Origin of the sequence: Enterococcus sp. AZ120, assembly GCF_050546165.1 — a bacterium.
Taxonomy (GTDB): domain Bacteria; phylum Bacillota; class Bacilli; order Lactobacillales; family Enterococcaceae; genus Enterococcus; species Enterococcus faecalis.
Genome location: NZ_CP172950.1, coordinates 858,979 through 876,884, shown reverse-complemented (window position 1 = coordinate 876,884; position 17,906 = coordinate 858,979). Strand labels below are relative to the sequence as shown.

The window sequence follows — 17,906 nt, the reverse complement described above, 5'->3', positions numbered from 1 at the left end:
CTTTTCTCTTATTTTTTCCACTTAGTGGTCTTTTTCAGAAGTTGACAATAGCAAAAAGATATGTCTCGTACAATATTAATGCTCATTTAAGTAGCCTTTTTTTTAAATTTCTAATTCACTTCCTAAGGAAAACGTTTTATTATGGTAGTTACATTAGATAACATTTGTTACAAAATATCTAATGCTGCTAAGTTTGAGTTGCATAAATAACATATTTCACATCAATAATGAATAAAAATACTTATTTCATCCTCATTTTGTTTCCCAGGCCATTTATTCTTGTTATAATAAAGTTTATGAGATAAGGAGGAAAAGAATGAAAAATTCATATTTTGACGGTGGTTTAGCAACGTATATCGGGACTTCAATTTTAGCAACCTTGATTACTGTCTTTACATTAGGCATTTGCGCACCTTGGGGAATTTGTATGATGTACAACTGGAAAATCAAGCATACCGTTATTGATGGTAAACGCCTTTATTTTGACGGTACAGCTATGCAATTATTCGGTCATTGGATTAAATGGCTTTTATTAACTATAATTACTTTAGGAATTTATGGTTTTTGGTTGAATATCCGTTTGCAACAATGGATTACAAAACATACCCACACACTTTCATAAAAAGAGGAAGGATGAACTGAGTTACGGTCCATCCTTCCTCTTTTTATGAATATCTAACAGAGTGTTATCCTACTCTTTGAAAAAACAAGGAATTTATGCTATACTTTGATAAGTATCAAGGGATACTTATGTTATTTCGGGGGCGTTACGGATTCGACAGGCATAGTTGAGCTTGAATTGCGTTTCGTAGGTTACGGCTACGTTAAAACGTTACAGTTAAATATAACTGCTAAAAACGAAAACAATTCTTTCGCTTTAGCTGCCTAAAAACCAGCTAGCGAAGATCCTCCCGGCATCGCCCATGTGCTCGGGTCAGGGTCCTAATCGAAGTGGGATACGCTAAATTTTTCCGTCTGTAAAATTTAGAGGAGCTTACCAGACTAGCAATACAGAATGCCTGTCACTCGGCACGCTGTAAAGCGAACCTTTAAATGAGTGTCTATGAACGTAGAGATTTAAGTGGCAATATGTTTGGACGCGGGTTCGACTCCCGCCGTCTCCATTTTTAGAAAAGTAGAGAAAAACAAAAAAGAGCTAAAACCTTATAAAATAAAGGTTTTAGCTCTTTTTTTCTATAAGCAAGAGAAGGCTCGTTACCTCCTCTTACACTTCCTATCACATTATCTTTCTAAAACCACTTCATTTTCTTTTTCTATTGGTGATTTTGGGTATTGCATAGAACATGGCTAAAAATATTATTGTTATCAAAAGAGTTTTTAAGATTTCAATTTCTCCTGAATCTATCCAAGTATACACAAAAGCGATGATAAAAGTAATTACTATTTCCGTAACATGATCTTTTAAATTCATTAGCTTAGCCCACATTAAACTGCCCATAAAGCTAGTTGTCCAGCCACAATAATAGCATTCGTCTTTAACCCATTGGCTTTAGCGAAGCGTAATACAGTCACTGCTAATTCTTTCCAGGCTTTCTTTTGTGCAGCTTTTACAATTGCGCTGATACTAATCATTGCAAAAAACTCATCTTTGATTTTGTTAGCAACGCAACTTCCTAATGCATTCCAATTAAAACGTGCTTGAACTACTGTTGAAGCATCAGAAATATTTACATTTAATTCTTCCTCAACTGAAGAAATCTCTTGCTGAGCAAAATTATTTTTGACATAGTTTTTAAAGTTATCTTCCGTCACTCCATTCGCATACATTTCTTCCAGTCCTTTTGCTACAGCCTCAACTTCTGAATCCTCTAGCTGGTCAGATGCATAAACACTTGTACCAGCGCTGATAAAAATACCTAATGTCATTAGTAATGCCATCGCCAAACAAAAAAATTTAGCCTTTTTTGTCACCTGTAATTCCATAAATAAATCCCTACTTTCTTTTCCTTGTTATGATCATAACAAGGAAAAAGATAATTTATCATCAAAATCCCTATTTGATGCTTATATTTTCCTATATATCCTAGAGCTGATTTTTCTCACTAGTGATCACATCAATTTGAACTAATGATTCAAAAAAAGACACAGGTTATTTGAGGTACGTTCGAGGTAATGCTAGGTTCTATTTTGAAAACAACGCAGCTCTCTTGAAATATTTTTTGAGCTTGTCTAAACCTTCTGAAACGAATATAGAAAATAAAAAAAGAGTCCCCTTTCTCAAGGAAACTCTCAATTGCTAAGTCAAAATAACTTCACGTTATCTAAATCTTTTAAATCAATCCTATGGTTCGCGGAACAAAGGAGCTAAAAACTTAATAGAATAAATCGCACAAATTCCGACAATAATATAGATAATTTTTGCTAATGGTGTGGTTGCACCGCCACTAATTGTTGCAACTAAATCAAAATTAAATGCACCAACTAATAACCAGTTTAAACCTCCGACAATCAATAAAATTAAAGCAATAATATCCAGATATTTCATTTTTAACACTCCTTCCAAATTTGATAAGCCAAGAGTAACACGTTTATTCTTTATTTACGAAAATAATGATTCAGGAAAAAAACTTTTTTTCAATTATTTTATCGAATCATTTTTTCATTATTAAGAATTTTATGATATAACTAAAGAGTAGACAAAAACAGATTCATTATCTCTGATAAGAAATGGTGGTTTATTATGCGTGCTAAGTTATTTTTAATTTTGCGGAATCGAGTGTTATCCCGTGTTGTCTTTGTCATTCTATTTTTACATGTGCTTTTTACCACAAATGATTTCACGGTGTTGCTGCTCCTCTTACTATTGAATTATTTACTAACGATTGAGGATAAGCGCGAAAAAAAACAGAAAAATCCAAACTTGGCAGGAATTTAAACAGTCGATTGATTGGCCCTTTGTCGCTTTTTATTCAGGGCTTGCTCTTTTAGTTATTTCATTAATACTTCTGTTTCTCTGGTTCAATTATGCACGATAAGGAGGATTAAAAATTGAAAAGCTATTTTTTTACTCTTTTTTTTAGTATGTTTAGCCTTTTCGTCATACTACTTTGGTTTTCTGGTCGTCTTTTTCCGTCGCTTGTACCAGATAATGAAGCCGCTAATAATTAACGCACAGGCAATTAAAAGTAATGTCCATAATAGTAAATTTTGTTGTTGTGCCACTTTTTTCATCCCCGCTGCTGCTTTTTCTGGTTGATATGGGATACGATGTCCTCGAACTAATAACCGATGACTGTTTATCATATACGGTGTGCAAGTTAATAAAGTGACGAGATCTTGGCCAGACTCAATGTGTAAATCTTTTGTATCAGTTGGTTCAACGGTTTTTATTTGATCTACTTGATAAGCAAGCGTCTTCCCATTGACTTCGATATAAAATTCATCGCCTTTTTTTAATTCTGGCAAATCTGTAAATAATTTGGCTTGAGGGAGACCACGATGGCCTGAAATGACCGCATGTGTATTCGTACCACCTGTAGGATAGGAGGTTCCTTCTAACAAGGAGCTTCCTTTTTCCAATAGCAATGCATTCGTTTTATCAAAAATTGGTAAACGGACATTTATTTTTGGAATGGTTAAAACACCAATCGTATGACTTTCAAAATAGGATTTGTCTGGTTTTTTCGTTGTTTTTTGCGTTTCAGAAAAAGGATCTAATCCAGGATTGCTGCCTTTTTTCGCTAATTCTTGGTTTTTCTTTTCCATTTTTTCTTGAAGTTCAGCCATTTCTTTGGTGTTTTCTTGGCTTGCTTTTGCTTGATAATGAGCGATAATTTGTTGATCCAGATAGTTATTTAATGCATCGCTAACAAAAGGATACGCAAATGCACCTATTCCAATAATCAGTAAAAGAATCATAAAACCATCAATGATACGACGTTTCTTTTTTGACTTCATTGCTTCCTCCTTAAAAATAAAGCATGAAAGCCTGGGACAGTGATTGGCCCAGGCTCTTTGTTTTTCTAAAAATTTCTTCGGTGATGCTAGAAATTAAGCATTTTCTTTTCTACGTCTAGCAAAGTAGACTCCTGCAATAAGTAGCAAGACTGCGCCACTTCCTAAGTAAACGTAGATTCCTTTGCCACCTGTTGAAGGTAAGGTACCTTTGTGTTTGTTTGGTACTTTTTCTGGTGAAACTAGGTTTTCTGTTGTGCCATATGATTGTTCATTGACCACAAATTCAATCCGATTTGTTAACAAGACATAATCATCAGGAGCTACAGTTTCTTCTAAATAATAGGTACCGTATTTAAGCCCTGTGATATCAACTAATCCATCAGCCGTTGTTGTAAAAGTAGTTGCTTCAGCTTTTGTTTTCACCCAAGTTGCTGCTTTCGTTGTTTCATCGATTTTCAAATAATTTGCTGTGTCACTATTTTGATCACGAACGACAAAGGAAGCTCCCGCCAAGGCTTGTGTCGCTGTCACATCGCCATCGACTTTAATGAAACGTTTCCCACCTGTCACAACTTCAACAGTTGGTGGTGTTTGGTCGTCGGTATGACCGTTATCAACATTCGCCTCATTTTTAAAGCCTTTCGTAGGATCTGCTTTTTCATTTAAATGCATAAAGTAAACGAATTTTAGTGTGCCGCCTGGTGTTAGCGTAGGAATATACGCTGGATTAACGGCGACAGTGAAGCCATTTGCTTGTTCAGTCACTTGGTAATTTTCAGGAGCGATCATTGTATCCCCATCATATAACGCATAGGCATACTCTCCAGAAGTCACGTTATCAAAAGTTAAGGCTGCATCATGTTTATCAACTAAATTGAATTTGACGTATTTATTAGCGTCGCCTTCTTTGTCTGCAATCCCCAATGGAATATTTACAGAAATTTGATATTTAATTTTTTCGCCAATTGCCACATCTTTACCATCTAAGTTTGGTGTTGTTTTATCAACTTTAGAGGTATCATTTTTGACTGTTTTTTCAACAGGTGTTTGATTGTTTGCTTCAATTGTAAATGGTGTTTTTGTTTGATTTTCAATTAATTCTGCATTATTTGGAGCTTTTACTTCTTCTAAAATATACGAACCAACCTCAAGATTTTTAACTGTTAATTCTCCCGTTCCATTCTCTGCTTCTGTGAAATCATTTTCGCCAATTTCATAACTTTTCCCAGTAATAAAGCGTTTTGCTTGTTCTTTATCCGTTGTCCATGTATATAATCCATCTTTGACTCCTTGGATATATTTTACTGTGCCTGGTGAGCCTTCGCTTTTGGAAATAACAAATTCTGCACCATTTAATCCTTCATTTTCAGCAGTTCCTACTTTTTTCACATGTAAACTACCATCATTGGCTACCACATTTTTAGGATAAATATGAACAATCGCTAATTCTTCTGTTCCATATTTATAGGAACCATCTGCTTGCTTGATCATTTCGTAAACTGGGAACGCCACCACCATATTCGTAGCAGCAACTACACCCTCTTTTGGTTCTTCTTTAATGGTATACACTGCATCTTTACCATTTTGTTTTTTAGGTAACTGAACAGTGACATTCCCATTTGCATCGGTGGTTCCTTGAGCAACAGGTTTCCCAGGAGTTAAACTTTGGACAGCTTGTTTAGCTGCATCGACGCTTGCGCCTGCCGCTCGTTGCTCGTAAAATTCGCTCGTCACGTTATAAATACTAAACGTCACATCTGCCAGTCCTTGATATTTATCAAACTCGCTCATTTCTTTCCCGCTATTTTGAATAAGCGGATCTGGTAAATCCGTCATTTTCTTTTTGTGAATCACGAGCTGTGCGCTCTCCCCATTTTCTTCTGCAAATGCAGTTGTTGTCCCTAATACACTCGTGAAAAGTGGCAAAATTAGTAACAAGGTACTAACGGTGTACCAAACTTTTTTTAATTGCTTCATTTTCTCTCTCCTCTTTTTTGTTTTTGATAAAATAGCCAAATGACTACCATCCCAATGATTAGCAGGCCTGCAATCGTCAACCAAATAGAACGTTCTTCATTTGTTTTTGGTAAGAAGCCTGACTCTTTTACTTTTTTATTGATTACATGTAACGGTGCTGTTCGTTGTCCGTTCGTTGCATAAGAATTTTTTTCCACCGTAAAAGGAATTTCTGTTTGATTCAGAAGATAACCTTTTGGTGCAGAGATTTCTTCTAAGAAGTACTGGCCATCTTTTAAGCCTTTAACTGAAAATTCACCGGCTTGATTAGACGTGAATTTTTTAGCTAATGCTTTTTCTTTTTGCCAACGATACCCGTTTGCTGTTTCATTGAGGTATTCCCCCGCTTGATTTTTGACGATAAAAGCAGCCTCTGGCAAGGTGATTTTCGCATTTTCACTATCAACTTTGACAAAAGACTTGCCGCCTGTACGAACTGCGGCTCTTTTAGTCAAGGTATGCTTGTCCGTGACTAATTGTCCTTCGTTGTTAATCGCAGTGTCTGGTTCAGCGGTCTTTTCTAAACGCATTTGATACGACACAGTCATTGTTTGATTTGCAAAGTTTTGTAAGTCTTTAATTGAAAAATCAAGCGTAAATCCATGCTTTTGCGTCGTCAGTGTGTAACCTGTAGTAACTGTTTTTCCAGCCACTTTTACCTCAATTGATTCTGGTAAAAGTGTCAACGTTGTATCCGCCTTATCTGACAAACGGAATTCCTGATATCCTAAAATATTCGCTGGAATCTGAGTCGTTAACTGATAGTTAATGTGCTCTCCTTGATTAAAGCCTTGTTGCTTATCGAGTACCGTTTTTTCAAGTGGTGGTAAGTCATAGGCATTTTCTTCATTTTTTGGATATAAATGAATATGCGTTAACGATTGCCCTTGTGGATCTTGAACAGGCAAAATCACTACTAGGTTACTAGCTTTTTCCTTTACCACTTCCGGTGCTTCCGCTTCAACAAATAAATAGGCTTTATCTCGTTGCTGCGAATCTTTGCTAGCTAATGAAAAAGAAACCACTCCATCTTCTCCATTTATTGTCTGTGTTTTATCTTCTGCGATCGGTTTTCTATTCATTGCACCGGTTTCTGCTAATTGACGCTGTGCCTCTTGGACCGTTTTTCCTTCAGAACGAAGCTGATAAAACGGATCCGTCACATCATAGACTTGATAAATGACGTCATTTAAGCCCCGATAATTTTGAAGCAGCGTTCCCTCTTCCCCTGTGTTTTGCTGCTGTTCTGGTAATTGACCATCAGGGAACAATAATTTGTGCAACGTAACTTGAACGCTTGCTTGCGATGCTTCTGCTAATGCTTGCTGTGAAAACCCGAAAAGAGCGAGTAGCATGACGCAAATACTTAACCAACGTGCGTTTTTCATCGATTACACACTCCCTTCTGGTCGTCTAATAAAGAGATAAACACCCGCTATCACGAATGTACTAATCGCTATCAAGTAAAACCACAAGCGTCCTATGCCACCAGTTTCAGGTAAAGGAACCTTTGCTTGGTTAGTAACATCTAAAGTAATTTGATTATTCTTCTCTCCAGAAATTAAAACATCTGCTACTTTTTCCCCATCTATCGTGACTGAACCATCTTCGCGAATTATTAATTCGATTGGTTCTTTTAACCCCTGATATCCTTCTGGCGTAAAGGTTTCTGTTAGGACATATTTCCCTGGTTTTAAGTTTTCAAAAACAAAAGTATCCGTTTCTTTGCCATCTTTTGGTAATTCAATATCCGTATCTGGTCCTGTTAAACGGAATTTCGCTCCTTTAAGTGGCGTCTGATTATCGGCTTTTTTATGAACCATTAAGTCAAAAGGTTTCAAATGATTTTGATGTGTCAGTGTCCATTCTGGCGCATTTTCTTCAATATTTTTGCCTGCATAGTGAATTTTCCCATATTTATCAACAGTAAATTCATAATTTCCAGCAAGAGTGTCGTAGCCTAATGGTCCTGATTGTTCCACCATTCGATACTCACCAGGTTCACTAATTTTAAAATAGCTCAATCCTGTAGTATCTGTTTTTTGAGTTGCCACAGTTTGGTAACTTCCTTGAGCATTTTTTCTTTGCAACGCAAAAGTCGCCTCTGCTAAGTTCACTTGTTTGCCATTTTGCATGGTGTATTTTCTAATTCTGATTGGCAAAGAAGAAAATTTATTTTCAATTTCCAATGGAATAACTTGATTTGTGGTGGTCACTTCTTGTCCATCGATGCTTACTTTGCCTTGCTCACTCACCTCAATTTGCCAAGTCGTTTTCTTGCCTAACTCATGTCCTGCAGGTGCTTTTACTTCAGTTAATGTATAGCGTTCCCCTTTTTGTAGGCGCACATCTTTTGGCAAGGAATAGCTACCATCTTTATTGTCCACTAATGTTGTTTGAACATTTTTACCACTCAATTCAAAGACGGCTCCCACTAAGTTTTTCTCACCTGAGGAAGAATTTTTGATTACTTTTAAATCTAATGGCTTGAACTGCTTCGTGTTTTTCCAAGTAGTATCGTCGATTTTTTCTTGACTGTAACCAGGAACTGCTAATTCACGGGTTGTTTGATAATTGAAAGCTTGTCCTTGATTGTTGTATTGGGGAAGCCCAAGAACTTCTTGATAGCTTTCATCCGCGGTTTTGGAAAGTTGGGTTACATTTTTGCGCTCCCAACTATTGCTGGTATCATTTTCTGGTTTTGATAATTTAATATACCCAGTTTGCCAGTTGGCTGTGTCAGTTACTTGCTTTCTACTAATTTCATAAATCACATTATCTGGCCGACTTGTCGGGTCTTGATCATACTCTTCCCAGATTTTTTTCACGTTTAACTTCACGCCAGGTGCTTTTCCCGAAGGAACCCCAAAATCAACTTTTTCAGGGGCCGTGGCTAATGGCTGAAACGTTGTCCGACCATTCATTTGATACCAAAAATCAGGTTTGAAGTTTTCTGACTCTGTTTGAATACGTACTTGATAATGAATTTGAATTTCTTGCCCTTTACCCAAATAAATCTCATTACTATTAATTGTAGTGCCTGTTAGCGACACTTCTGGTAATGTTTGAACCTGAACAGGACCCACACTTTTCATTGATAATGTATTTGGCTCGTATTTAAAAGGTTCAGCAATTGGATCAACTACTTTTCCGTTTACAACCGTTCCTGAAATCTGAACGGCTTTTTTCGCTAAATAATCAGAAATGTCTGGTGCATAATCCGCGGATTCATAATAAAGGTCTCCATTTTCATCGGCTGACACCATCTCACGCATTTTATCTTCAACTTGTTGTTTAGATAAATTAGCTCGTGGATCGCTTTGCAATTGAATGCCCAATCCATGTATTTCAATCCCACGTTGTTTTAAGGCCATTGCCTCACCTATCGTGGCGATAAACGTACTGTTAATCCGTTTATTGATATTGTTTTGATCTGGCGCATTATAGCTACCAGAGATATAAGAAGTGCTACCTGGTTGATCTTGTCGATTCGTAAATTGTGTCCCGTAAAAGCGACCATCCGCCTCTGTTTGAACTCGACTCACTTTATAAGAGAAGGTTGGGACGCCATCCGTTAAAAGTACAATGACTTTCTTATGTCCATTTGGCGTTGCTAACATATCACCAGCATCTCTTAATGCTTTTTGAGTGAAAGTTCCTCCTCTAGTGCTACTTGGCGTAATATTTTTAATTGGATTTTTGACTGTATCAAACGGCCCCATTTGAATGGCGTTGTTATTATAACCGTCACTTGAGTAGCCAACATAGCCCATGTTGATGTTATTGGTAATACCGCTATCTGCCAATGTATCAACAAAACGGTTCACTCCTTTTTGAACTTCACCAATCCGATTGTTTTCATTCATACTACCGGACCAGTCAACGACTAAGACCAAATCCAATGGCGTGATTTCTTTCTGAACATTCCCACGCACATTAAGATATACATCAAAAAGCCCTGGTGTTGTTGTTTCTCTAGCATATTTTCGGATGGCATAATCGGCTTGGTCTCCTGTACCGCCATACTCAATATAAGAATTTGTGCGATTAGTAGGGTCCCCATTCCAACTCGTTTGGCCGTCCCATTGTGCACTACCGTCTTTATTCCCTTGATGGTTTAACACATTTTGATTGCCTGTGGGCTGCCAATTAGCTGTCGGATAAGTCCCAGAATTATCCGTCGTGTATTGTGGTGCAATTAAAGGCAGTGCCAGATTCGCTCTCAAAGTAGCTGGCGCCATTCTTGCTTCTGCAAATGGATTGGTTACCTCTTCTGTTGCGGTCGGCTGTTCTGTTTTTTCTGGAGCCGAATCATTTTTGTTAGTTTCTTTCGTATTTTCTGGTACAGTTATTTTTTCTGGTTCAGTTGATTCTTTAGCAGAATCCTCTACTGTTATTTTTTCAGAAGTAACTGAAACATCATATTCGTTGTTTTCATACAATAACTTAGGTGGCTGAGCTGTTTGAAGCGAACTTTGCTCAACAGCTAACGAAAGCTGTACCGGCTTTTTTACTTGTGCGTCCAAAGTCAGATAAAGCGTACCATTAGTCACTTGGTAAGAATATCCGTCTTTTTCAATTACAGCAGTATCCATGAACTGTGCATTTTTCAATTGAATTTCTCGTTGTAATGGCTGCTCTGTTTGGTTGAGAAGATTTAACTCGATATTAATATTCGTTTTATCATTCTCATCTGTTATCATTTGAGCGGATGTAATTTCAACTTCTTTGGCTGTTTCTGCATAGCCAATGAGCGGTATGAAATAGGATGAGACAAGTAAAAAGACTACGCCGAAAACCCCAAATTTCTTTAGTAATTTAATGTCTGTTCTCTCCTTTCTTTTATGAATTAACAGTTAAATTAGAATTGCCTAGCACGTAAAATTTCATTATTCTAATCTGATAATTATTATACAGAGAAGGAGCTCATTAAATCACACCAGCTTTCATACCAAGCGGTTTCATTTCTGAAATTGCGTTATTGTTTCGATGATTGTTTCATTAAAGTAAAGGACTTGGGAGGAAACAATATGATTAGGTTTTTAGAAAAAAATTATCGGAAAATGGAAGAAATCATTCGTGTCTTATCCATTTCTGATAAATGGATGACTAAAAAAGAACTTGCAAAATATATTGGTAGTTCTGAGTCTACTTTTATTCGTTATATTGAGGAGATTAAACAGCGTTGGGGCGAAAGTTTAACCATTAAAACATCGCATAAATTAGGCTATCGTTTAGAAAACTTTAATGTGTCCTTATATTTAAACGTGCTGACGGATATGGCAAAAACGTCAACGACCACCCAATTGCTCCATGAGTTTATCCAAAATCCTGGCAAAACCATCGAATATTATTGCGATACCATCAATATTAGTCGCTCTTCTTTTGCTCGAAAATTGAAGCAGTGTAATCAGGTCTTGGAAACTTACTCTCTTCGCGTTATCGTTGATCAAGGCTATCAATTAACTAGCCAAACAGAAGAATTGCCTTTACGTATTTTTACAACCTTTTTCTTTTTAATGTATTATGGTCATTATGAATTGCCTTATCAATTAGATAAGCAGGAAATCAAACAATTAATGCGTCGTAATCAATGCCAATTAAATATTATTAGTATGGATAACAGTTATGAACACGATTTCTTTATTATGTATTTTATTGTTGATTTATTAAGAGAGCATCAAGGATTTCAACAACGTTTCCAGAAAAAAACAGATAAAAAGAGTCCGATTAAAATGGAAGATTATCTTTTACTCAGTCGTCATTTTACTGGGCTCAGCCGTGAAACCTATCGGGAAGTTCTCCGGTATTTTCAAAGAGGCGCTTTTCAGCAATACTACTCCGAAGACCAAGAAGTCATCAGTCAAAGAATACGTGAAAATTTAAAATTTAATGCTTTTTCACAGATTGAACAATTAACAGAAGAAGTCGTCGACTTCGCTGTTCACTTGTTAACCTGTCTTTATTTGTTTTCTCAATTAGTGCCTTTTGACACCTCCGAATTGACACAAAGGGCCACCTTTTTCACTCGACAAATTCATTTTACTCAGCTTCACTTATATGCACGATTAAAAGCAGAATTGCATTTCTTTTCCGCTCTTTTAGAAACAAATCTATTAAACTATTCATCTTCTTATATTTTTTGGTTGCTTAATACTTTTCCAGAAATTAACCAGAGTTTCGACTCAAAAAAGATTTTGATTATTAGCGACATGGGCCTGAATCATAGTCAATATATTGGAAACTATGTCCACGATATTTTAGCTTTGCATCGGATTCGTTCAAATACGTTAGCAATTACGGAAGAACAATTAGGTGACCATCGACTCGAAGAATTTGACTTGATTATTACCAATCAACCAATTATTGAAACCAGTGTTCCAAGTATTTTAATTAATGATGCTATCTTATTTTCTAACAAAAGAGAATTGCTCGATTTATTAAACTTTTAACGTCTTAATGGTTTTCCCTATCTACCAAAAAGATAGCCCTTTTATCAAGAACCGCGTAATGTGAGGTGCCATCATACAGAAGATATTTTTATTTTTCTGAAATAAAAAAGAAAATAGGACATAAGTCATTCCGACTTATGTCCTATTTTCACTCTTAAGATAATCAGCTAAACGAAATCAGCAAATTAAATTTCTGATTGATTCACTGGCCATCTTGTGTGACTTTTACTTGGCAAAATTAATGTAATGAAGATCACTAAAGTACCGATAAAAGGAAGTAAATAGAATAAAATCCACCAGTTACTGTGGTCGCGATCATGCAATCTTCTTGCTCGAACAGTAAAGTTTGCCAACCAAATTAAAGCAGTCAGCAAGAAAAAGATAATGGTCACAGTATTCCATTCTTTAATGATTGTTCCATCATTGGGTGTTACTTCAATATATCTGTAAACGCCCGTAATTGCTGAATAAATCCCTAACACCAAATAATTAATTAATTGTGGCCACCAATATTGTGCTCGTGTTGCTGACGCATTCATTGTTGTAATATTATTCCAGTATTCTCTATACGCGTTAAACATATTATCACCCCCGCATTAACTATTACAGAAGTCTTTCGTTTTGTCAAAGAATAACGTTATTTTATGCCGCTTAATGACACGTCCATGTGCCTTCCTTAAACTCACACGAAGCTGACTCTTCAGAAGAAGGAGTTAATGAAACTAACGGTTGCTGTTGTTTTTCTTCTGCGAGAATTTTTTGAATAGTTTGGCTGATTTGCTGTTTCGGTACTGCACCATTAATTAAATATTTTTGATTAATGATTAGTGCGGGAACTCCTTGTAGACCATAAGCAGAAGCTAGCGCGAAATCTTCTTGAACCGCCGTCCAAACAGCCTCGGAAGCAACAGCTTCTTTCCATAAAGCAAAATCAATCGTTGTCTCTTTTACTAGCTCCTCAATTACTTCTGGCTCTTCAATATTTAAACTTCTCATAAATAAACCTTCTTGTAACTTATCAAACAGTAACCAATAGGTGTCTTGATTGCCAATGTATCCAGCTGCTTTTGCTGCTAATAATGCATTCTTTGATGTTGGAAAATCAAATCGTTGCTTCCTCATCCCTTCAATATTAAAACGATGCTTTGAATCGTTTTGATTGGCATGCACCCAATGCGTCAAAACTTCTTCTTTTACTGCTGCTCGTGAGCCAAACATTGTTTCAAAATCGTTTGCTGACCACCCCAACGCAAACGACCGATGAATCAATTCAATTTCAGGAAATTCTTGTTGAATCTCATGCATGCGGTCAGACATTGGAAAACAAAAACTACAAATAACATCATGGAAAAATTCTATTTTCATCCTTACCCTCCAGTAACTCTTTTTTCAAAACAGATTGAACTAAATTTACCATTTTACTTACTAAAAGTAAACAAATGAAGCCAATTAAAAGAAAAAGATGAAACAAAATGCGCTATGGCTTTTGTCTCACCTGTTCTATCTACTTATTCTGATGTGTCCATTCCATTACCCGCTCACCATTCGTATCTAATTCACCATTAAATACAAAACCGAGTTGTTGATACAACCGAATTGCTGAGCTGTTCGTATCATAAACACTCAAGTATAGCTTGTTTGTTTGGTATTTTTCTATTAGCATTAACATTAAAAGTCGACAGGCTGCTTTCCCATAACCTTGTCCTTGGAACCGTTGATCAATTAAAAAGCGGTCTAGCCAAACGCGCCCATCTTGCCAACGTCCATACATAGCATAGCCGATTAATTGATTGCCGTCATAAATACCTGCCGATTCCCATTCTGGAAATTGGTCTGATTCTTTTAGATTTTCTGCCATTGATTCAATGAAGGTTTGTTGTTCAGCGAAAACTTGTAGGTTTTCCACTGCTTTACGATTATCGCTTGTTACTTTTTCAAAATGTATTTCCATTGTTTTCACCTAATTAGTTGTTATTTTCTGCATACTTGTCTTCTTTCTTGCTTCTTATTTTAACATACTTATTTCCCTTTGCTTTCTCTAACTCTCTGTGATTATACGTTTCTCTTTTTTATGGGAAATCTTCCCTATAAATGGAGACTCTTTTCAAGAGATTTCTTTTTACACTACCCGTTTCAAATGATATAAATGATATATAGAGTGTTTTAACTATGTGCAACATGATTAAAAGTTAACTGTTGGGGAGCAGTTAACTTTTTCTTTTTAACCACAAAAGAGAGGATCCGCTGTGAGAAATAACTGCAGTGGATGCTCCCTTTTGTATATTATTTATTTACTAGCCGATAGTTGAAAGCTTTCCCGTTACTCAGTAGTATCGATTTTGTCTTCTTGACTATCTAAAGAACGGTCAACTTTTTCGTCGTAACTTTCCATGGAATTTTCATTTTTATGTTTCTGCTTATCGACCGTTTTATCGACTTTTTCTTTCTGTCGATCAATTGTTTTTTCCATCTCTTCGCCAGCCGAGGTACAACCACTCAGTAAAAGGAAACTTGTGAATAAAAACGCTGACAAGATAACTGTTTTTCCGATTTTTGTTTTCATAAACTCACCTCTCGTTTAATTAAAAAAAACGTCCCGATAAAACATTGTTCCCTTGATTATTTACTCACAATTAGCGAACGACTAAGACATTGCACAAAGCATGGTTAACCACATAATCTGTAGTAGAACCAATCAAGGTTCGTTGAATAGCACCTCTTCCCGTGGCACCTAGCACAATTAAATCTATGGCATAATTTTCAGAAATCGTATTGGCAAGATAACGTTTTGGGCTCCCAAGTTCAACAATTTTTTTGACTGTTTTTACACCAATTTCACTCGCTTGTTTTGCCTTTCCAGTGAGCATCTCTTCTGACTTGTGTTTTTCTAAATCATACAATTCTTCAAAAGAAAATGGACTCGTCGTAAATTCAGCATCATTAATAATTGTAGCTAAATAAAGAGTGGCTTGTTCCTCTTTGGCAATCCTGACAGCTTCATGAAAAGCTTTTTCAGATTGATCTGAGCCATCAAGAGCAACCAAAATATGTTGATATACTGACATTTTATCCGCCTCCTTAACCAAATTAAGAATCAAAACTAACACAACAGCTGTGTTACATTTTAGTGGCTATCTGTTGTAATTTTTCCACGGTTAATGCTTGATAATTTGTTTCTTCAAGTAGTCCCGTTTGAATTTCAACAGAAACATCTTCCGTACATGTTTCTAAAAACATTGTGGCATAATCAAACTGTTGCTCTAAGAATGTTTCATACTCCAGTCGACAACGTAAAAATTCTTTCGCGGTATCTGAAACATGTAAACACATGCGGCGCTTATTCGCTTTCTTGGTTATCACAAAATAGGTTCCCTCTAAAATCGTGGTAATCTCTTCAATAATATACGCTGCATCTTTTACCATTCCGTCAATCCAGTCCTTTATTTGTTTTCAGTGTCGTTGCTTTTTTCTTTGTCGTCACTTAACAGCTCTTTAATTTTTTCACGATTGTCGTATAACTTTTTTCCTACGCCCACTAAGGCGCCGCCTGCCAATAACTTTGTTAAAAAGCCGCCATTTGCGTTTGTTTTTTTGCCATGGTGTCCTTTTAAATGATGTCCCATCCTAGCCACCTCCATAATTTTTATTTCTATTACCTATGAACATTATCTCATGTGTTTTCACAAAACGCACGTATAACAATAGTTTTTTAATCAAGGCTCGACCACTTTGTAAACTCATGACTTTTAATATGCCGAATCTCTTCAAATAAAATATGTGTATGTCCAACTTTTGCATACTCCATTGAACTCATCCCTTCAAAAACACCAACAATTGGCGGTTGAACACGGCCAAAATCATCCAATGTATTCAATTGAATTTCTAAAACCTGGTTATTTTTTAAAGACTGCTCTAAGTATTCTTCAATTTCTTCTGTTGTCTGTTGCGGTAAGCGTTCAAACGCTCTCTTAGAATATTCGTCAGAAGCTTCGATTCCTTCTTGTAACTCCCCCAATGCAAAAGCGGTCGCCCATTTCAGTTCAAAGGGCCGATCATGGTACTCATTATAAGGTGTAAATTCTTTTTTTGTTCGTTTCATGATGTTATCCTCCTAAACCGACATTTCCTCCAGCATGTCCACCGACTAATCCCGAACGATGAATTGCCGTCGCGCCTTCCAACAAAGAAGAGGCGTGGATTAAAGCTTGAAAGCCAAATTTTTGTCGGATTTTATCAATCAGATAGTTTAACTCCATTTCACTAATTTGCTCTTCTGGTTCCGAAAATAAATCTAATTGTAAAGATTCATTCCAAACTAATTTCCCATAAGAAAGCCCTAATTGCCGGACATCGGTTCCCGCTAGATAATGTTCTCTAAAAAGGGCTAATACATAGGTAATCAAAACTTTTGTATTGTTTGTTGCAGGAATCGTTTGTTGTTTTCGCCAACCAGTTCGTCCTTCACGGTCAATTTGACCTTTGGAATAACCAACGTAGACTGTGATACATTCCGTTTGACAATGCGCTTTTCTTAAACGAGCAGCCACTTGTTCTGTCAGTTCCTTTAAGACTAGTTCAATCTGATCTCTTCGCGCATAATCTCTCGGCAAAATCTGACTATTTCCAAATGATTTTTCAGCTTTATGTGGTGCTTTTTTCCCTAAAAAAGTACGATCAATCCCCCATGAATGAGCATACAATTGAAGCCCCATCACGCCAAATGTTTCTTGTAAAAGATGCGGATTCGCTTGCGCTAACTCATATACAGAATCAATTCCTAAACGATTCAGTCGTTTAGCCATTCTGCGACCAATCCCACAAAAATCTGTCAAAGAAGGCAACTGCCAGACAGTATCTGGTACACGATCATACCGCCATTCTGCAATAAAATCTGGCGAATGTTTGGCACCATTGTCCAACGCCAATTTAGCCAGTAACGGATTGTCCCCTATCCCAACGGTCACATAAATACCCACATGATTATAAACGACTCTTTGGATAATCCGAGCCATCTTATAGGCGGTTTCACAATGAAAATAACTTAAAGAAGCCGTTACATCAAGAAATGATTCATCTACACTAAACACAGAGTGATCTTCATCTGCGACAAACTTTTTATATAAATTATTGATTTCTTGATTTTTTTTCATGTACAAATTCATTCGTGGCGGAACCACATATAAATCAGGATGAGCGGGCACTTGATTTTTACGCGTAACATTTGAAACACCTAAAACTTTTTTTGCCATTGGCGATGCTGATAAAACTAATCCCCCCGCATTTTCGGCATTACTCATCACTACCAACATCGTTTTCAACGGATCTAACCCACGTTCTGCGCATTCTACACTAGCGTAAAAACTTTTGCAATCAATACAAAGAATATCGCGACTAGGTTCTTTTTCATAATCAAATTTCACAAACATCACCTCACTTGCAAAATCATTATACGAACAAACGTTCGATTAATCAAGCGAACACTGTTTATTTTTTTGTTTTTTTCAAGAACGGTCGGTGATC

Annotated in this window: 18 protein-coding genes, 1 other RNA gene and 1 pseudogene; 4 read left to right on the top strand and 16 right to left on the bottom strand. The window is 36.5% G+C overall.

The window, feature by feature from the left end; translation table 11 throughout:
* The first annotated feature begins 316 nt into the window (after positions 1 to 316).
* Together IGJ46_RS04290 and ssrA are read left to right on the top strand one after the other, a co-directional pair.
* Positions 317 to 622 carry a DUF898 family protein gene (locus tag IGJ46_RS04290; protein ID WP_002360604.1) on the top strand — a complete coding sequence of 102 codons (306 nt, stop codon included), beginning with the start codon at positions 317 to 319 and terminating at the stop codon, positions 620 to 622.
* 138 nt (positions 623 to 760) lie between these two features.
* Positions 761 to 1,127: a transfer-messenger RNA gene (ssrA, locus tag IGJ46_RS04285) on the top strand.
* Between the two features lie 134 nt (positions 1,128 to 1,261).
* Here ssrA and IGJ46_RS04280 read toward each other — a convergent pair.
* The 3 genes from IGJ46_RS04280 to IGJ46_RS04270 all read right to left on the bottom strand — a co-directional run bounded on the left by IGJ46_RS04280 (position 1,262) and on the right by IGJ46_RS04270 (position 2,506).
* Complete coding sequence (locus IGJ46_RS04280) at positions 1,262 to 1,447, bottom strand: hypothetical protein (protein WP_002384733.1); 186 nt, start codon at positions 1,445 to 1,447, stop codon at positions 1,262 to 1,264.
* On the bottom strand, positions 1,447 to 1,944 hold the full coding sequence (gene entV, locus IGJ46_RS04275) for an enterococcin EntV (protein WP_218391484.1): 498 nt from the start codon (positions 1,942 to 1,944) through the stop codon (positions 1,447 to 1,449). The genes IGJ46_RS04280 and entV overlap by 1 nt, the downstream gene beginning before the upstream one ends.
* Positions 1,945 to 2,302: 358 nt before the next feature.
* Positions 2,303 to 2,506, bottom strand: a complete 204-nt coding sequence (locus tag IGJ46_RS04270; protein ID WP_002381996.1) for a DUF378 domain-containing protein — start codon at positions 2,504 to 2,506, stop codon at positions 2,303 to 2,305.
* Between the two features lie 195 nt (positions 2,507 to 2,701).
* Between IGJ46_RS04270 and IGJ46_RS04265 the strand changes: the two are divergent.
* Positions 2,702 to 2,996, top strand: a pseudogene (locus IGJ46_RS04265) (hypothetical protein).
* Positions 2,997 to 3,063: 67 nt separating this feature from the next.
* Here IGJ46_RS04265 and srtC read toward each other — a convergent pair.
* The 4 genes from srtC to ebpA all read right to left on the bottom strand — a co-directional run bounded on the left by srtC (position 3,064) and on the right by ebpA (position 10,790).
* Entirely contained in the window at positions 3,064 to 3,918 is an 855-nt protein-coding gene (gene srtC / locus IGJ46_RS04260) for an Ebp pilus assembly class C sortase (protein WP_002379311.1), read from the bottom strand.
* Positions 3,919 to 4,011: 93 nt separating this feature from the next.
* Positions 4,012 to 5,895: an endocarditis and biofilm-associated pilus major subunit EbpC gene (gene ebpC, locus IGJ46_RS04255; protein WP_002358127.1), complete on the bottom strand. Its 1,884-nt coding sequence runs from the start codon at positions 5,893 to 5,895 to the stop codon at positions 4,012 to 4,014.
* Positions 5,892 to 7,322, bottom strand: coding sequence for an endocarditis and biofilm-associated pilus minor subunit EbpB (gene ebpB / locus IGJ46_RS04250; protein WP_218391483.1), 1,431 nt, complete (start codon positions 7,320 to 7,322; stop codon positions 5,892 to 5,894). The genes ebpC and ebpB overlap by 4 nt, the downstream gene beginning before the upstream one ends.
* A 3-nt stretch (positions 7,323 to 7,325) precedes the next feature.
* The gene (ebpA, locus tag IGJ46_RS04245) at positions 7,326 to 10,790 is read right to left on the bottom strand and encodes an endocarditis and biofilm-associated pilus tip protein EbpA (protein ID WP_218391571.1); all 3,465 of its coding nucleotides are present in this window, start codon (positions 10,788 to 10,790) and stop codon (positions 7,326 to 7,328) included.
* Between the two features lie 174 nt (positions 10,791 to 10,964).
* Here ebpA and IGJ46_RS04240 point away from each other — a divergent pair, with 174 nt between their 5' ends.
* Positions 10,965 to 12,386, top strand: a complete 1,422-nt coding sequence (locus tag IGJ46_RS04240; protein ID WP_002382000.1) for a helix-turn-helix domain-containing protein — start codon at positions 10,965 to 10,967, stop codon at positions 12,384 to 12,386.
* Between the two features lie 185 nt (positions 12,387 to 12,571).
* Here the strand turns inward: IGJ46_RS04240 and IGJ46_RS04235 are convergent, their stop codons facing one another.
* The 9 genes from IGJ46_RS04235 to IGJ46_RS04195 all read right to left on the bottom strand — a co-directional run bounded on the left by IGJ46_RS04235 (position 12,572) and on the right by IGJ46_RS04195 (position 17,812).
* The gene (locus IGJ46_RS04235) at positions 12,572 to 12,967 is read right to left on the bottom strand and encodes a DUF805 domain-containing protein (protein WP_002358131.1); all 396 of its coding nucleotides are present in this window, start codon (positions 12,965 to 12,967) and stop codon (positions 12,572 to 12,574) included.
* Positions 12,968 to 13,037: 70 nt separating this feature from the next.
* On the bottom strand, positions 13,038 to 13,751 hold the full coding sequence (locus IGJ46_RS04230; protein WP_002369662.1) for a DsbA family oxidoreductase: 714 nt from the start codon (positions 13,749 to 13,751) through the stop codon (positions 13,038 to 13,040).
* Between the two features lie 139 nt (positions 13,752 to 13,890).
* Positions 13,891 to 14,337 (bottom strand): GNAT family N-acetyltransferase, encoded by a 447-nt coding sequence (locus tag IGJ46_RS04225; RefSeq protein WP_002396414.1) that lies wholly within the window; start codon positions 14,335 to 14,337, stop codon positions 13,891 to 13,893.
* A gap of 369 nt (positions 14,338 to 14,706) precedes the next feature.
* A complete protein-coding gene (locus IGJ46_RS04220) occupies positions 14,707 to 14,949 on the bottom strand; it encodes a hypothetical protein (protein ID WP_002358134.1) in 243 nt (80 codons plus the stop codon).
* A gap of 70 nt (positions 14,950 to 15,019) precedes the next feature.
* Positions 15,020 to 15,451, bottom strand: a complete 432-nt coding sequence (locus IGJ46_RS04215; RefSeq protein WP_010706572.1) for a universal stress protein — start codon at positions 15,449 to 15,451, stop codon at positions 15,020 to 15,022.
* Between the two features lie 52 nt (positions 15,452 to 15,503).
* Positions 15,504 to 15,809, bottom strand: coding sequence for a hypothetical protein (locus IGJ46_RS04210; protein ID WP_002358136.1), 306 nt, complete (start codon positions 15,807 to 15,809; stop codon positions 15,504 to 15,506).
* A gap of 17 nt (positions 15,810 to 15,826) precedes the next feature.
* Positions 15,827 to 16,024, bottom strand: coding sequence for a hypothetical protein (locus IGJ46_RS04205; RefSeq protein WP_002360617.1), 198 nt, complete (start codon positions 16,022 to 16,024; stop codon positions 15,827 to 15,829).
* A gap of 71 nt (positions 16,025 to 16,095) precedes the next feature.
* The gene (locus IGJ46_RS04200) at positions 16,096 to 16,485 is read right to left on the bottom strand and encodes a hypothetical protein (RefSeq protein WP_002358138.1); all 390 of its coding nucleotides are present in this window, start codon (positions 16,483 to 16,485) and stop codon (positions 16,096 to 16,098) included.
* A 4-nt stretch (positions 16,486 to 16,489) separates the two neighbouring features.
* A complete protein-coding gene (locus IGJ46_RS04195) occupies positions 16,490 to 17,812 on the bottom strand; it encodes a Y-family DNA polymerase (protein WP_002386016.1) in 1,323 nt (440 codons plus the stop codon).
* Positions 17,813 to 17,906 lie beyond the last annotated feature (94 nt).

Excerpts from the sequence above, each read along its gene's own strand:
- IGJ46_RS04290 (WP_002360604.1), top strand. The coding sequence starts at position 317 with ATGAAAAATTCATATTTTGACGGTGGTTTAGCAACGTATATCGGGACT.
- IGJ46_RS04280 (WP_002384733.1), bottom strand. The coding sequence starts at position 1,447 with ATGTGGGCTAAGCTAATGAATTTAAAAGATCATGTTACGGAAATAGTA.
- entV (WP_218391484.1), bottom strand. The coding sequence starts at position 1,944 with ATGGAATTACAGGTGACAAAAAAGGCTAAATTTTTTTGTTTGGCGATG.
- IGJ46_RS04270 (WP_002381996.1), bottom strand. The coding sequence starts at position 2,506 with ATGAAATATCTGGATATTATTGCTTTAATTTTATTGATTGTCGGAGGT.
- srtC (WP_002379311.1), bottom strand. The coding sequence starts at position 3,918 with ATGAAGTCAAAAAAGAAACGTCGTATCATTGATGGTTTTATGATTCTT.
- ebpC (WP_002358127.1), bottom strand. The coding sequence starts at position 5,895 with ATGAAGCAATTAAAAAAAGTTTGGTACACCGTTAGTACCTTGTTACTA.
- ebpB (WP_218391483.1), bottom strand. The coding sequence starts at position 7,322 with ATGAAAAACGCACGTTGGTTAAGTATTTGCGTCATGCTACTCGCTCTT.
- IGJ46_RS04240 (WP_002382000.1), top strand. The coding sequence starts at position 10,965 with ATGATTAGGTTTTTAGAAAAAAATTATCGGAAAATGGAAGAAATCATT.
- IGJ46_RS04235 (WP_002358131.1), bottom strand. The coding sequence starts at position 12,967 with ATGTTTAACGCGTATAGAGAATACTGGAATAATATTACAACAATGAAT.
- IGJ46_RS04230 (WP_002369662.1), bottom strand. The coding sequence starts at position 13,751 with ATGAAAATAGAATTTTTCCATGATGTTATTTGTAGTTTTTGTTTTCCA.
- IGJ46_RS04225 (WP_002396414.1), bottom strand. The coding sequence starts at position 14,337 with ATGGAAATACATTTTGAAAAAGTAACAAGCGATAATCGTAAAGCAGTG.
- IGJ46_RS04220 (WP_002358134.1), bottom strand. The coding sequence starts at position 14,949 with ATGAAAACAAAAATCGGAAAAACAGTTATCTTGTCAGCGTTTTTATTC.
- IGJ46_RS04215 (WP_010706572.1), bottom strand. The coding sequence starts at position 15,451 with ATGTCAGTATATCAACATATTTTGGTTGCTCTTGATGGCTCAGATCAA.
- IGJ46_RS04210 (WP_002358136.1), bottom strand. The coding sequence starts at position 15,809 with ATGGTAAAAGATGCAGCGTATATTATTGAAGAGATTACCACGATTTTA.
- IGJ46_RS04205 (WP_002360617.1), bottom strand. The coding sequence starts at position 16,024 with ATGGAGGTGGCTAGGATGGGACATCATTTAAAAGGACACCATGGCAAA.
- IGJ46_RS04200 (WP_002358138.1), bottom strand. The coding sequence starts at position 16,485 with ATGAAACGAACAAAAAAAGAATTTACACCTTATAATGAGTACCATGAT.
- IGJ46_RS04195 (WP_002386016.1), bottom strand. The coding sequence starts at position 17,812 with ATGTTTGTGAAATTTGATTATGAAAAAGAACCTAGTCGCGATATTCTT.